The 14382-nt window shown below is 64.2% G+C and carries 13 protein-coding genes; 11 read left to right on the top strand and 2 right to left on the bottom strand.

Annotation, left to right across the window (positions count from 1 at the left end; genetic code table 11):
• Window positions 1–55 precede the first annotated feature (55 nt).
• The 10 genes from Q0D44_RS03370 (at window position 56) to ligA (ending at window position 11937) form a co-directional block, all read left to right on the top strand.
• The gene (locus Q0D44_RS03370) at window positions 56–961 is read left to right on the top strand and encodes an alpha/beta fold hydrolase (protein ID WP_294132377.1); all 906 of its coding nucleotides are present in this window, start codon (window positions 56–58) and stop codon (window positions 959–961) included.
• Between the two features lie 3 nt (window positions 962–964).
• Window positions 965–1543, top strand: a complete 579-nt coding sequence (locus Q0D44_RS03365; RefSeq protein WP_294132376.1) for a thymidine kinase — start codon at window positions 965–967, stop codon at window positions 1541–1543.
• A gap of 32 nt (window positions 1544–1575) precedes the next feature.
• Window positions 1576–2613 (top strand): tRNA pseudouridine(55) synthase TruB, encoded by a 1038-nt coding sequence (gene truB / locus Q0D44_RS03360; RefSeq protein WP_294132374.1) that lies wholly within the window; start codon window positions 1576–1578, stop codon window positions 2611–2613.
• Window positions 2614–2883, top strand: a complete 270-nt coding sequence (rpsO, locus tag Q0D44_RS03355) for a 30S ribosomal protein S15 (RefSeq protein WP_119745455.1) — start codon at window positions 2614–2616, stop codon at window positions 2881–2883.
• A 298-nt stretch (window positions 2884–3181) separates the two neighbouring features.
• Window positions 3182–5506, top strand: a complete 2325-nt coding sequence (gene pnp, locus Q0D44_RS03350; RefSeq protein WP_294132370.1) for a polyribonucleotide nucleotidyltransferase — start codon at window positions 3182–3184, stop codon at window positions 5504–5506.
• A 147-nt stretch (window positions 5507–5653) separates the two neighbouring features.
• Complete coding sequence (locus Q0D44_RS03345) at window positions 5654–6673, top strand: histidine kinase dimerization/phosphoacceptor domain -containing protein (protein WP_294132369.1); 1020 nt, start codon at window positions 5654–5656, stop codon at window positions 6671–6673.
• Between the two features lie 56 nt (window positions 6674–6729).
• Window positions 6730–7515 (top strand): outer membrane protein assembly factor BamD, encoded by a 786-nt coding sequence (locus tag Q0D44_RS03340; protein ID WP_294132368.1) that lies wholly within the window; start codon window positions 6730–6732, stop codon window positions 7513–7515.
• A gap of 51 nt (window positions 7516–7566) precedes the next feature.
• A complete protein-coding gene (recN, locus tag Q0D44_RS03335) occupies window positions 7567–9231 on the top strand; it encodes a DNA repair protein RecN (RefSeq protein WP_294132367.1) in 1665 nt (554 codons plus the stop codon).
• Between the two features lie 98 nt (window positions 9232–9329).
• Window positions 9330–9704 (top strand): putative quinol monooxygenase, encoded by a 375-nt coding sequence (locus Q0D44_RS03330; RefSeq protein ID WP_294132366.1) that lies wholly within the window; start codon window positions 9330–9332, stop codon window positions 9702–9704.
• 103 nt (window positions 9705–9807) lie between these two features.
• Entirely contained in the window at window positions 9808–11937 is a 2130-nt protein-coding gene (ligA, locus tag Q0D44_RS03325) for an NAD-dependent DNA ligase LigA (protein WP_294132365.1), read from the top strand.
• A 93-nt stretch (window positions 11938–12030) separates the two neighbouring features.
• Here ligA and Q0D44_RS03320 read toward each other — a convergent pair whose 3' ends face one another.
• Window positions 12031–12423 carry a helix-turn-helix domain-containing protein gene (locus Q0D44_RS03320; protein WP_294132364.1) on the bottom strand — a complete coding sequence of 131 codons (393 nt, stop codon included), beginning with the start codon at window positions 12421–12423 and terminating at the stop codon, window positions 12031–12033.
• 105 nt (window positions 12424–12528) lie between these two features.
• On the opposite strand from Q0D44_RS03320, the gene Q0D44_RS03315 reads away from it, so the two are divergent.
• The gene (locus Q0D44_RS03315) at window positions 12529–13140 is read left to right on the top strand and encodes an NAD(P)-dependent oxidoreductase (RefSeq protein WP_294132363.1); all 612 of its coding nucleotides are present in this window, start codon (window positions 12529–12531) and stop codon (window positions 13138–13140) included.
• A gap of 158 nt (window positions 13141–13298) precedes the next feature.
• On the opposite strand, the gene yghU is transcribed toward Q0D44_RS03315, so the two are convergent.
• Complete coding sequence (gene yghU / locus Q0D44_RS03310) at window positions 13299–14171, bottom strand: glutathione-dependent disulfide-bond oxidoreductase (protein ID WP_294132362.1); 873 nt, start codon at window positions 14169–14171, stop codon at window positions 13299–13301.
• Between the last annotated feature and the right edge of the window lie 211 nt (window positions 14172–14382).

Raw genomic sequence — 14382 nt, 5'->3', positions numbered from 1 at the left:
CGGACGGCGAGCGCTGTCCGGTAGCGTCTCATGTGTTAATGATCGGGGGCAGGCGATGGATCGGATCGGACGCGGAATTGGGATAGTCGGGCTGGCCTGGCTGCTTGCTGGACCGTTGCAGGCCAAAGACCCCGCGGTCCACCCCGCCGTTATCAGCGATCCCGCCCCGGACCCCACCTATCCTGCGGGCATGAGCGCTTTTGTCCTGCCGTCAGGCGACGGGGCGATGAACGCCGTCATGTACACGGCCGCTGGAGCCGGGCTGCATCCCACGTTGCTGTTGCTCCATGGTTTTCCCGGCAATGAGCAGAATCTGGACCTGGCCCAGGCAGCCCGCCGCGCCGGGTGGAACGTGCTGACGCTCCATTATCGCGGATCGTGGGGCAGTCCGGGCAATTTCTCCTTTGGCAATGCGTCCGACGATGCTTTTGCCGCGCTCCAGTTTCTCCAGCAGGCATCGACCGTCGCCAAATATCGCATCGACACCAGCGCGATCGTGGTGGCGGGGCATAGTATGGGCGGGTTTATGGCGGCGGATATTGCCGCCGCCGAACCGCGCGTCGCGGGCCTGTTTCTGATCGATCCTTGGGACCCGGCGCAGACCGTCGCGGCGCTGGCGACGGCGCAGGGCGAGGCGGCGTGGAAGGCGGAGGTGGAGAGCGACCTGCCGCCGCTGCATGGTGCGACCTATGACAGTCTGACCGCCGAGATAAAGGGCAATGGTGACAAGTTCGACCTTGGCCGACGGCTGGCGGGTTATGGCCGTCGTCCGCTCACGATCCTTGGCGCGGAGAAGGGATTGGGGGCTGACGCGCGCAAGGTTGCGGCGGATGCGCAGGGGGCCAATCCCAATTCGCGACTGATGGTCTGGCCGACCGATCATAGTTTTTCGGACAAAAGGATCGCGCTGGCCGATGCGCTCGTGCGCTTCCTGTCTGGTGTTGCGCCCACGATCCGCTGAGCCATGGCCAAGCTCTATTTCTACTATAGCTCGATGAATGCGGGCAAATCCGCGACGCTGCTGCAATCGAGCTTCAACTATCGTGAGCGCGGCATGGCGACGATGCTGTGGACCGCCGCGATCGACGATCGCTTTGGGCATGGTCGCATAGCGTCGCGCATCGGGCTGGAGACGGACGCGCATCTGTTCGATCCGGCGGTCGATATTTTCGCTGCTGTCGCGCGCCAGCATGAGGCGACGCCCCTGTCCTGCGTTCTGATCGACGAAGCGCAGTTCCTGACCCGCGATCAGGTGTGGCAGATCGCGCGGCTGTGTGACGACCTCAACATTCCGGTGCTATGCTATGGCCTGCGCACCGATTTTCGCGGGGAATTATTTGAGGGCAGCGCCCATCTGCTGGGGCTGGCGGACACGCTGAGCGAGATCAAGACAGTGTGTGATTGCGGGCGCAAGGCGACGATGAACCTGCGCGTGGACGGGCGGGGCGACGCGGTGCGCGATGGCGCGCAGACGCAGATTGGCGGCAATGACCGCTATGTCGCGCTCTGCCGTCGCCATTATCGGGAACAGATGGGCGGCTGACAAGCGGCCTGCCGCCGTGTAGGCGCGCGTCCATGCATGGCTGGATCATCCTCGACAAACCCCATGGCCTTGGCTCCACCCAGGCGGTCAGCGCGGTCAAGCGCGCACTGCGCGACAGCGGGGCGGGCAAGTGCAAGGTCGGCCATGGCGGCACGCTCGATCCGCTGGCGACAGGCGTGCTGCCGATCGCGATCGGCGAGGCGACCAAGCTTGCCGGGCGGATGCTCGACAGCGACAAGATTTATGATTTCACGATCGCGTTCGGGGCGCAGACCGACACGCTCGACCTGGAAGGCGCGGTGATCGCGACCAGCGATGTGCGACCGACATGGGGGCAAGTGGAGGCGGTGCTGCCGCGCTTCACCGGCCCGATCGAACAGGTGCCGCCCGCCTATAGCGCCATCCTGATCGACGGCCAGCGCGCCTATGATCTGGCGCGGGCGGGGGCGGATGTGGAGATGAAGGTGCGCGGGGTGACGGTGTATGGGCTGCAAATCTCCTCGCCCCACGGGGGAGAGGATAGCGCAGCTTGCCCGCATGGCGGGCTAGCGCAGCTTGGAGAGGGGGAGGGTGCGCTAACCCCCTCTCCAACTGCGGCTAGGCAGCAAGCTGCCAAGCCTTCATATCCTCTCCCCCAAGGGGAGAGGATTGAGGCCATCACCCTGCGCGCCCATGTCTCCAAAGGCACCTATATCCGCTCGCTTGCCCGCGACATTGCGCTGGCGCTGGGGACGGTCGGGCATGTCACCATGCTCCGCCGTATCAAGGCTGGGCCGTTCACGCTGGATTCCGCGATTTCGCTGGACAAATTGCGCCATGCTGCTAACGAGCGCGCCATCGGTAGCCTTATGCTGCCGCTGACGGCGGGGCTGGACGACATCCCGGCTCTCCCCGTCTCTCCCGATCAGGCCCTGATGCTCCGACAGGGGAAGGTTCTGACCGGGATCATTGCCACCACCGGCCTGTATCTGGCGATGGACGGGACTATTCCCGTCGCGCTGGTCCGGTCGGATGATCGCGAGATCATCGTGGTGCGCGGTTTCAACCTGATGTCGAAGGATGACGACTAAATGACGATTACTGCCGAGCGCAAGGAAGCGCTGATCAAGGAATATGCCCGCGCTGAGGGTGACACGGGTTCGCCAGAGGTCCAGGTTTCGATCCTGACCGAGCGGATCACCAACCTGACCGAGCATTTCAAGGGTCACCACAAGGATAATCACAGCCGTCGTGGTCTGCTGATGATGGTCAACAAGCGTCGTTCGCTGCTGGACTATCTCAAGAAGAAGGATCAGGCGCGCTACACCGACCTGATCGCCAAGCTGGGCCTGCGCAAGTAACGCAGACCTTCAACGGGACGGCCCCCATGCGGGGCCGTTTCTGATTCTGAAACATGGCGTCGGGCAATTCGGCACGGCGCTCATGATATGGGGGACATTTCCCCACACCGTTCGGGCTGAGCTTGTCGAAGCCTTCTACTGAGCGAAGCGAAGTTTGCTTCGCCTCTGCTCAGCTAAGCCCTTCGACTTCGCTCAGGGCGAACGGACATGAGGAGTTCACTCCTCACCCATGGAGCCTTACCGGCTCCGCCAAAGGCCCCGCCCGGCAATAGGGCCGACGCGGGCGAAGGAAAAAACTATGTTTGATGTCAAGAAAGTATCGATCGAGCTGGCCGGCAAGACGCTGACCCTCGAAACCGGCCGTATCGCACGCCAGGCTGACGCCGCCGTGCTGGCCACCTATGGCGAAACCGTGGTGCTGTGCGCCGTGACCGCCGCCAAGAGCGTGAAGGAAGGCCAGGATTTCTTCCCGCTGACCGTTCACTATCAGGAAAAATATTCCGCCGCCGGCCGTATCCCCGGTGGCTTTTTCAAGCGTGAGCGCGGCGCGACCGAAAAGGAAACGCTGGTTTCCCGCCTGATCGACCGTCCGATCCGCCCGCTGTTCCCCGAAGGCTTTTACAACGAAATCAACGTCATCGCCCAGGTGCTGTCGTTCGATGGCGAAAGCGAGCCGGACATGGTGGCGATGATCGCGGCGTCCGCTGCGCTGACCCTGTCGGGCGTCCCCTTCATGGGTCCGATCGGCGCGGCGCGCGTCGGCTACAAGGATGGCGAATATCAGCTCAACCCGTCGCTGGACGAGGTAAAGACCGGCGAACTCGACCTGGTCGTTGCCGCCACCTACGACGCGGTCATGATGGTCGAATCCGAAGCGAAAGAGCTGTCGGAAGAAATCATGCTGGGCGCCGTCCTGTTCGCGCATGAAGCGAGCAAGAAGATTGTCGACGCCATCATCAGCCTGGCTGAAAAGGCGGCCAAGGATCCCTGGGACATGGCCAAGAGCGATGACCTGGTCGAACTGAAGGCCAAGCTCAAGAAGCTGATCGGCAAGGATATTGCCGCTGCTTACAAGCTGACCGACAAGTCGGCCCGCTCGAACGCGCTGAACGAAGCCCGCGCCAAGGCGAAGGCGAAGTTCACCGCCGACGGCCTGGACGCCCAGACCGTGATGGCCGGCATCAAGCTGACCAAGAAGCTGGAAGCGGAAATCGTGCGCGGTGCCATCCTGAAGGACGGCAAGCGCATCGACGGCCGCACCACCACGCAGATTCGCCCGATCGAAGCGATGGTTGGCTTCCTGCCCCGCACCCATGGTTCGGCCCTGTTCACGCGCGGTGAAACGCAGTCCATCTGCACCACCACGCTGGGCACCAAGGACGCCGAGCAGATGATCGACGGCCTGACCGGCCTGCATTATGAAAACTTCATGCTGCACTATAACTTCCCGCCCTATTCGGTCGGTGAAGTCGGCCGCTTCGGCGCGCCGGGTCGTCGTGAAGTGGGTCATGGCAAGCTGGCATGGCGTGCGCTGCACCCCGTGCTGCCCAGCAAGGACGAGTTCCCCTACACGATCCGCGTCCTGTCCGACATTACCGAGTCGAACGGTTCCTCCTCGATGGCGACCGTCTGCGGCGGCTCGCTTTCGATGATGGACGCCGGTGTGCCGTTGAAGCGCCCCGTGTCCGGCATCGCCATGGGCCTGATCCTGGAAGGCAAGGACTTTGCGGTCCTGTCCGACATCCTGGGTGACGAAGATCATCTGGGCGACATGGACTTCAAGGTGGCCGGCACGTCCGAAGGCATCACAACGATGCAGATGGACATCAAGATTGCGGGCATCACGCGCGAAATCTTTGAAGCCGCGCTGACCCAGGCGAAGGAAGGCCGCGCGCATATCCTTGGCGAAATGAGCAAGGCGCTGTCCTCGACCCGCACCGAGCTGTCGGCCCATGCCCCGCGCATCGAGACGTTGCAGATCGACAAGTCGAAGATCCGCGAAGTCATCGGCACCGGTGGCAAGGTCATCCGCGAAATCGTCGCCGAAACCGGCGCGAAGGTGGACATTGATGACGAAGGCCTGATCAAGATCAGCTCGTCCGACCCGGCGCAGATCGAAGCGGCCCGCAAGTGGATCCTGGGCATCACGCAGGAAGCGGAAGTCGGCAAGATTTATGACGGCAAGGTCGTCAACATTGTCGATTTCGGGGCTTTCGTGAACTTCATGGGTGGCAAGGACGGCCTCGTCCACGTCTCCGAAATGAAGAATGAGCGCGTGGAAAAGCCGACCGACGTCGTGTCGGAAGGCCAGGAAGTAAAGGTCAAGGTTCTGGAAATCGATCCGCGCGGCAAGGTTCGCCTGTCGATGCGCGTCGTCGATCAGGAAACCGGCGCAGAGCTGGAGGATACCCGTCCTGCCCGTGAAGCGCGCGAACCCCGTGGCGATCGTGGTCCGCGCCGCGATGGCGGTGGTGACCGTGGCCCGCGTCGCGAAGGTGGTGATCGTGGTCGTGGTCCGCGCCGCGATGGTGGCGATCGTGGCCCGCGTCGCGAACGCAGCGAAGGCGGCAATGATGACGGCCCGGCACCGGGCGGCCTGCCCGACTTCCTGACCCAGGATTGATCGTCCATCCGACGAACCGAATAAAAAATGGGGCGTCCGGTTCAACCGGGCGCCCCTTTTTTATGTCGGCTGCGCAATGGACTAATTTCGATCAAGGCATCGGCTTAAAGTTCTGCTACTGTAACGATGGACCATTTGGGGAACATCATGCAGCGGAGCAATGAGCGCTTTGTCGAACGCCTGCCGCTCGTCCCCGATCGGCCAGCCTATGCCTACATCTTGTCGCTGCTCTTTTGCGGCGGAGCTTTCATGCTGCGCATCGCGGCTGAACCCTTGCTGCCCAATGGCTATCCCTTCGTCACTTTCTTTCCGGCGGTCATCCTCTCCTCCTTCCTGTTCGGGGTCAGGCCGGGGATTTTCACCGCGATCTTTTGTGGCCTGCTGTCCTGGTATGTTTTCATCCCGCCATTCTACAATTTTGCGATGAACCCGGCGGTGGCCGTGGCCATGCTCTTCTACACCGGCGTGGTGGTGGTCGACATATTGCTGATCCACTTCATGCAGCGCGCCAATTTCCATCTGGCGGTGGAGCGCGAACGCAGCCGGGCGCTGGCGGAAAATCGCGAGCTTCTGTTCCACGAACTCCAGCATCGCGTGTCGAACAATCTTCAGGTCGTCGCCGCCATGCTGGCGCTCCAGAGGCGCCATGTCGATCATGATGTGGCGCGCAAGGCGCTGGACGATGCCTCGGCCCGGCTGGGACTGGTCGGCCGGATCAGCCGCGCGCTCTATGATCCGTCGGGGCAGGGGCAGGATATCCGCGCCTTCCTGACCACGCTGACCGCCGATGTGCTGGAGGCCAGTGGCCGCACCGACATAGATGTCGCGGTTACCGCGCCCGACGGGCTGACGATCGAGCCGTCCATCACCGTGCCCTTGGCGCTGATCGTGGCGGAATCGGTCAGCAACGCGATAGAGCATGGCCTGCCAGACCGGCCCGGCAAGGTGGTCGTGACGCTGGAGGAGGCGCAGGGCGCGCTGGCGCTGCGCATCGTTGATGACGGCCATGGTGTTGCCCCGGACTTTGAACATGGCGCCAGCGATTCGCTGGGCCTGCGCATCGCCAATGCGCTGGCGGTGCAGCTGGGCGGGCGCTTTTCGCTGACGCCGGGGGCGAATGGCGGCGCGGTGGCGCGGCTCGATCTGCCGGCGCGGACAGCCTGTTGAGCGTGACTCCATTCTGCCGCTTGGCGGCGGCGTGTCCCTCGGCTATGACCCGCCCCATGCTGATGAAAACTGTAACGCGCATCGGCGCGGCCACCGCCCCGCTTCTGCTTGCCGCCCTGCTTGCAGGCTGCGCGACGTCCAAGAACAAGGCCGACACCCAATATGTCGCCCGCGACGTGTCCACCCTCTATAATAGCGGCAAGGAGCGGCTCGATCGCGGCCAGTATAAGCTTGCCGCCGCCTTGTTTGACGAGGTGGAGCGCCAGCATCCCTATTCGCCCTGGGCGCGCCGGGCGCAGCTGATGTCGGCGTTCAGCTACTATATGAACAGCGACTATGCCGAATCCATCTCGGCATCGCAGCGTTTCCTGTCGATCCATACCGGCAACAAGGACGCGCCCTACGCTTATTATCTGATCGCGCTCTGCTATTATGAGCAGATTGCCGATGTCAGCCGCGACCAGAAGATTACGCAACAGGCGCTGGATTCGCTGGGCGAACTGATCCGCCGCTATCCCGGCACCCGCTATGCAGCCGACGCGCGGTTGAAGGTCGATCTGGTCAACGACCATCTGGCCGGCAAGGAAATGGAAATTGGCCGCTTCTACCAGCGGCGCGGCCAGTGGCTGGCCGCCACGCTGCGCTTCCGCGTCGTCATCGACAAGTACCAGACCACGACGCACACGCCCGAAGCGCTGGAGCGGCTGGTCGAATCCTATCTCTCGCTCGGCATCCCCGACGAAGCGCGCAAGGCCGCCGCCGTGCTGGGCGCCAACTATCCCGGCACCAAATGGTATGAGCGCAGCTACAAGCTGATGCAGGAACATGGCAGCAAGGCGTAATCGCCTTTCTTGCCTGTTCCCCTTTTGTGCATTGACGGGTAGAAGCGCGTCATGCTGAGCGCTTTGTCCATCCGCAATGTCGTGTTGATCGAGGCGCTGGACCTGGATTTCGGGGCGGGCCTGTCCGTGCTGACCGGGGAGACGGGCGCGGGCAAATCGATCCTGCTCGATTCGCTGGGGCTGGCGCTGGGCGCGCGCGCCGACAGTGGCCTCGTCCGCAATGGCGAGGCGCAGGCCAGCGTCACCGCGACGTTCGACCCACCGCCCGCCGACCATCGCGCCGCGATGCTGCTGGCCGATAATGGCATCGACATGGAGCCGGGCGAACCGCTGCTCATTCGCCGCACGGTGAAGGCTGATGGCGGCAGCCGCGCTTTCGTCAATGATTCGGCCTGTTCGGCGGCATTGCTGCGGGAGCTGGGCGGGTGCCTGGTGGAAATTCATGGCCAGCATGATGATCGTGGGCTGCTCAATGCGCGGGGGCATCGGGCGCTGCTCGACGCTTATGGCCGCTGCGATGCGGGCGCGGTCGGCGCGGCATATGGCGCTTGGCGCAAGGCGGCGAGTGCGTTGGCTGAGGCGCGGGCGACCGTCGATACCGCCGCGCGCGACCGGGATTATCTGGCCCATGCTGTCGATGAACTCACCCGCTTCGGGGCGCAGCCGGGTGAGGAGGCGACGCTGGCGGAAGAGCGCGCGTCGATGCAGAAGGGCGCGCGCCTGACCGACGATCTGTCGGCGATCGCCGATTGCCTGACCGGCTCTGATGGTGGCCTTGCCCAGTTGCGGCAGGCGGCGCGGCGGCTGGACCGGATCGCGGCGGAGGATGAGCGACTGGCCGCCGTGCTGGAGGCGCTGGACCGCGCAGTGGTGGAGGCGGGCGAGGCGGAGGACCGGCTGGCCGAGGTGGCGGAGGCCTTGAGCTTCGATCCCGCCCGGCTGGACGATATCGAAACCCGCTTGTTCGACCTGCGCGGGCTGGCGCGCAAGCATCAGGTGCAGCCCGATGATCTGGCGGAATTGTGCGCCGATATGGCCGCGCGCCTGACCGCGATCGAGGGCGGGGAGGAGCATATCGCCGCGCTGGAGGCCGATGTCGCGCAGAAGGCGGCTGCCTATCGCGTCGCCGCGCAGGCTTTGTCGGGTGAGCGCCAGATGGCTGCCGGCAAGCTGGACGCGGCGGTCGCGGCGGAGCTGGCACCCTTGAAGCTCGACGCCGCGCGGTTTCGCACGGTGGTCGCGCCGCTCGATGAGGCGCAGTGGAGCGGGCAGGGGATGGACCGGGTCGAGTTTGAGATTTCGACCAACCCCGGCGCGCCCTTCGCCCCGCTGACCAAAATCGCTAGCGGTGGCGAATTGTCGCGCTTCATCCTGGCGCTGAAGGTCGCGCTGGCGGAACAGGGCGGGGCGGACACGCTGATCTTCGATGAAATCGACCGGGGCGTGGGCGGCGCGGTGGCGTCCGCCATCGGCGAACGCTTGTCGCGGCTGGCGCGCAGCAACCAGATATTGGTCGTCACCCACAGCCCGCAGGTGGCCGCGCGTGGGGCTGGGCATCTGCTGATCGCCAAGTCCAGCGACGGCACGGTGACGCGGACGGGCGTTCATGCGCTGGATGAGGACGAACGGCGCGAGGAGATTGCGCGGATGCTGTCGGGTGCGGAGATTACCGCCGAAGCGCGGGCGCAGGCGGAACGGCTGCTGGAGCGGGTTTAGCGCCGGTGTTCCCGCGCAGGCGGGAACCCAGTCCCACGCGCCGAACTGGGTTCCCGCCTGCACGGGAACACGGACAATGAGATGGCAGAGGAAAAATCATGACCCATAACCGCAGAGACATGATCGGTTTGACCGCCGCCGCCATGGCCGCCAGCGCCATCCCCGCTACCGCGCAAACGGCCCAGCCCCGCTACGGCCTGATCGGCCAGATGATCGCCAAACCCGGCAAGCGCGATGAATTGCTGACCTATCTGCGCGAAGGCACGACCGGGATGCCCGGCTGCCTGTCCTACGTCATCGCGCTCGACACCACCAACCCCGACGCGCTGTGGATCACCGAAGTGTGGGACAGCCGTGACAACCACATGGCCTCGCTCAAACTGCCCGCCGTGCAGGCCGCCATCGCCAAGGCCCGCCCGATCATCGCCGGTTTCGGGCAACGGTTCGAGACGGTGCCGGTGGCGGGGGTATAAAAGCCACGTGCTCCCGCGCAGGCGGGAGCCTAGGGCGGCGCTCGCTCCATCTGACCCTAGGCTCCGGCTTTCGCCGGAGCATAACAGCGGTTATGGCATCCCCATGACCGACCCCGCATCCCTCTCCGAAGCCGAAGCTGCCAACCGTCTGATGCGTCTGGCGCGCGAAGTGGCCAGGCATAACCGGCTCTACCACGATCAGGACGCGCCTGAGATTAGCGACGCGGCCTATGACGCGCTGATTGCGGAAAACAACGCATTGGAGGCGGCCTTCCCGCACCTTGTCCGCGCCGATTCGCCCAATGCCCAGGTCGGAGCGGCACCCACCTCCGCGCTCAAGAAAATCCCCCACGCCGTCCGCATGATGAGCCTCGACAATGGGTTCGCGGATGAGGATATCGCCGAATTTCTCGCCCGCGTCCGCCGCTTCCTGGCGTTGCCCGACGATGCGCCGGTCGCGCTGACCGCAGAGCCGAAGATTGATGGCCTGTCCTGCTCGTTGCGTTACGAGAAGGGCGAGCTGGTGCTGGCTGCGACGCGCGGCGACGGCGCGACGGGGGAGGATGTCACCGCGAACGTCCGCACCATCGCCGACATTCCCCAGCGGCTGATCGGAGACGCGATCCCCGACCTGTTCGAAGTGCGGGGCGAGGTCTATATGGCCAAGGCGGATTTCACCGCGCTCAACGCCCGGCTGCTGGCCGAGGCGGACGAGCCGGACAAGGCGCGGCAATTCGCCAATCCCCGCAACGCTGCCGCCGGATCGCTGCGGCAGAAGGATGCGACCGTCACCGCCAGCCGTCTCTTGCGCTTCCTGGCCCATGGCTGGGGCGCGCACAGCGCCTTGCCCGCCGACACGCAACTCGGCGTGATGCAGGCGATTGCCGCATGGGGTCTGCCGGTGTCGGACCGGCTGGTCCGGGTCGAAACCCTCGACACGCTGCTTGCCCATTATCGCAGTATTGAAAGCGCCCGCGCCGACCTGCCCTTCGACATTGACGGGGTGGTGTATAAGGTTGACCGGCTCGACTGGCAGCAGCGCCTGGGCTTCGTGGCCAAGGCACCGCGCTGGGCGATTGCGCATAAATTCCCCGCCGAACGCGCGCAGACGACGCTGGAGGCGATCGACATTCAGGTCGGCCGCACCGGCAAGCTGACCCCGGTGGGTCGCCTGACCCCGGTGACGGTGGGCGGCGTCGTCGTCTCCAACGTCACGCTCCACAATGCCGACGAGATTGCGCGGCTGGGCGTGCGCCCCGGCGATCGGGTCATCGTCCAGCGCGCGGGCGACGTCATCCCGCAGGTGGTGGACAATCTCGACCGCGACCGTCCCGGCTCGCCCTATATCTTCAAGCCCGAATGTCCGATCTGCCAGAGCGAGGCGGTGCGCGAGGAAGGGGAGGTCGATTATCGCTGCACCGGCGGCCTCATCTGCCCGGCGCAACGCTTCGAGCGGCTGCGCCATTTCGTCAGCCGGGTTGCGCTGGACATTGAGGGGCTGGGGGAAAAGTCGATCCAGGAGTTTCTCGACCTTGGCTGGATTACCGAACCGGCCGATATTTTCCGCCTGAAACGCCACCGTCCCGACCTGATCGGGCGGGAAGGGTGGAAGGAAAAATCGGTCGACAATCTGCTTTCCGCGATCGAGGCGAAGCGCGCGCCGGACGCGGCGCGGCTGCTGTTTGGCCTGGGCATCCGCCATGTCGGCGCGGTGACGGCGCGAGATCTGATGAAGCGCTACACCACGCTGCCGGGCGTGCGCGCGCTGGCGGAAGAAATTATCGCCCTGCGCGACCAGCCATTTGACACGCCTGCCAAGCGCGACAAGGCAATCGCCGACCATATCGGGGTGGAGAATGTCGGCGCGGCGGTGGGTCATGCGCTCGCCGACTTCTTCCACGAACCGCACAACGTAATCATATGGGAAGATTTGATAGGTGTGGGCAACAGGAAGGGAGAGGTCGATCCGCCTCCCTATGTCGTGGAAACCACCGCCAGCGCGGTCACCGGCAAAACCGTGGTGTTCACCGGCAAGCTGGAAACGATGAGCCGCGACGAGGCCAAGGCGCAGGCGGAACGGTTGGGTGCGAAGGCGGCGGGATCGGTCAGTGCCAAGACGGATCTGGTGGTCGCCGGGCCGGGGGCCGGGAGTAAGCTGAAGCAGGCCGCGGCGCTGGGGATCAAGGTGATCAGCGAAGAGGAATGGGGGGAGATTGTGAAGGCGGCTGGGTGAAACCAACAGCCGTTCGTTTCGAGCGAAGTCGAGAAACGTCGCGCGTCGGTTTCTCGACTTCGCTCGAAACGAACGGAGGTGGTTTGAGCGATCCTAAGCTGCCATCGCCTCCATCCCCGCATCATGCGCGCGCCGGGCGGCCATGATGTCGCCGACATGGGTTTCGGCCCAACCGGTAATCTGGTCCAATATGCCGATCAGCCCGCCTGCCAGCGGGGTCAGCCGATATTCCACCGTCACCGGCACGGTGGCAAAGGCGGCGCGGCTGACCAGCCCGTCGCGCTCCAGGCTCTTCAATGTCTGGGACAGCATCTTTTGCGAAATCGCGCCGATCCGGCGGCGCAACAGGTTGAAGCGCACGGGGCCGTCTTTCAGGCTCAGCAACACCAGCACCGCCCATTTGTCGCCGATCCGGTCGAGAATGTGCCGGGTCGGGCAATCGGGATTATAGGCGTCGCCGATGCGGGGCGGCGGAGTGGACGGCATGGGCAGTATCCTCGGCGTAACCAGGTGAAGGCAAAGTGCCTTCTTGCACCCCTGATATCCTAATCTCTATCTGGTTTCCATTGGTAACCACTTATGGAGACGAGCATGAAAGTAGCGATCATCGGCGGCACGGGTCGTGCGGGGCAGGAAATCGGCGCGGAACTGGCCCGGCGCGGGCATCAGGTGACGGCCATTGCCCGCCATCCCGAAAATGCGGTGCAGGATGCCGCGATCACCGCGGTTGCGGGCGACGTCAACCATCCCGAAGCGCTGGCGCAGGCGATTGCGGGCCATGATGTCGTCGTCAGTGCGGTGATGTTTTCCGATACCGACCCGGCGTCGCTGGTCGATGTCGTGCGCCAGTCGGGCGTGCCGCGCTATCTGGTCGTGGGCGGGGCGGCCAGTCTGGAGGTGGCGCCGGGCGTGCCATTGATCAGCACGCCGGATTTCCCCAAGGAATATCTGCCCGAAGCCAGCCGGGGCAAGGCGTTCCTGGACTATCTGCGCAGCGTCGATGACATCGACTGGACCTATGTGTCGCCCTCGCTCTTCTTCTTCGTCGGCCCGCGCATCGGCCGTTTCCGGCTCGGCACCGACCAGTTGCTGGTCGATGCCGATGGCAAGAGCAGCATATCCTATGCCGATTATGCCATCGCGCTGGTCGATGAAATCGAAACGCCGTGCCACCGCCGCCAGCGCTTCACTGTCGGCTACTGATGCGGGGAGGGGGCGTTAGAGTTCTTTGGGAAAGCCGGTTCCAGCCCACTCCCCCGCCCAACCACCCGACAGGATGATACTGGATCGGGCGGTTGGGCGGGGGAGCGGGCTGGTACCGCACTTGAAAAGCGCCTTTTCGCGCTTTTTCAAACAGACTCTTATGCCGCCCCCTCAACCTTGTCCTGCGTCTTGGTCGCAACGTCGCCCGCGTCGTGGCGCTCGTGCAATTGGCCGTCGAGCGGGCCGTTGATCTTGTTGACCATCCGCCCGCGCGTCACCGCCGGGCGGGCGTCGATCTGCCGCGCCCAGCGCAGCACGTTGGTGTAGCTGCCAGCGTCCAGAAATTCCGCCGCGTCATAGGCGCGGCCCAGCACGACGCCGCCATACCAAGGCCAGATGGCGATGTCGGCGATGCTATATTCGTCGCCCGCGACATAGTCATTGTCCGCCAGATGCCGGTCCAGCACGTCGAGCTGGCGCTTCACTTCCATCGTGTAGCGGTTGATCGGATATTCATATTTTTCCGGGGCATAGGCGTAGAAATGGCCAAAGCCGCCGCCCAGCAGCGGCGCGCTGCCCATCTGCCAGAACAGCCAGCTGAGCGCGGCGGTGCGCTTGGCGGGATCGGTCGGCAGGAAGGCGCCGAACTTTTCGGCTAGGTAGAGCAGGATCGCGCCGGATTCGAACACGCGCTGCGGCGGGGAGACGCTATGGTCCATCAGCGCCGGGATCTTGCTGTTGGGATTGACCGCCACGAAGCCGCTGGAAAACTGGTCGCCATCGCTGATCTTGATCAGCCAGGCGTCATACTCCGCCTGCGTAAACCCCGCCTCCAGCAATTCTTCCAGCAGGATCGTGACCTTCTGCCCATTGGGCGTGGCCAGTGAGTAGAGCTGGAGCGGATGCTGCCCCACCGGCAGATCCTTGTCATGGGTCGCGCCCGCGATCGGCCGGTTGATATTGGCGAACTGGCCGCCGCTGGCCTTGTCCCATGTCCAGACGGCGGGCGGGGTATAGGTTGGATCGCTCATGGGGGGACAGGCCTTTTATGGATGCTGATACGCGTCAGGTAGGAAGCGCCACGACGCACCGCAACGGCGCTGGGTGATGTGGCACGGAAAATCATCGGTCGCGCAAAAAATGCGCATGGAAGGTCTTGACCGATCTTTCTGTTGCGCCATATCAAGCCGCGCTAGCACTCTCCTTCAATGAGTGCTAACAGCGACGCAGTTTATCGGGAGA

Origin of the sequence: Sphingobium sp. (assembly GCA_023266575.1) — a bacterium.
Classification (GTDB): Bacteria; Pseudomonadota; Alphaproteobacteria; order Sphingomonadales; family Sphingomonadaceae; genus Sphingobium.
This window is presented reverse-complemented; position numbering and strand designations above follow the sequence as displayed.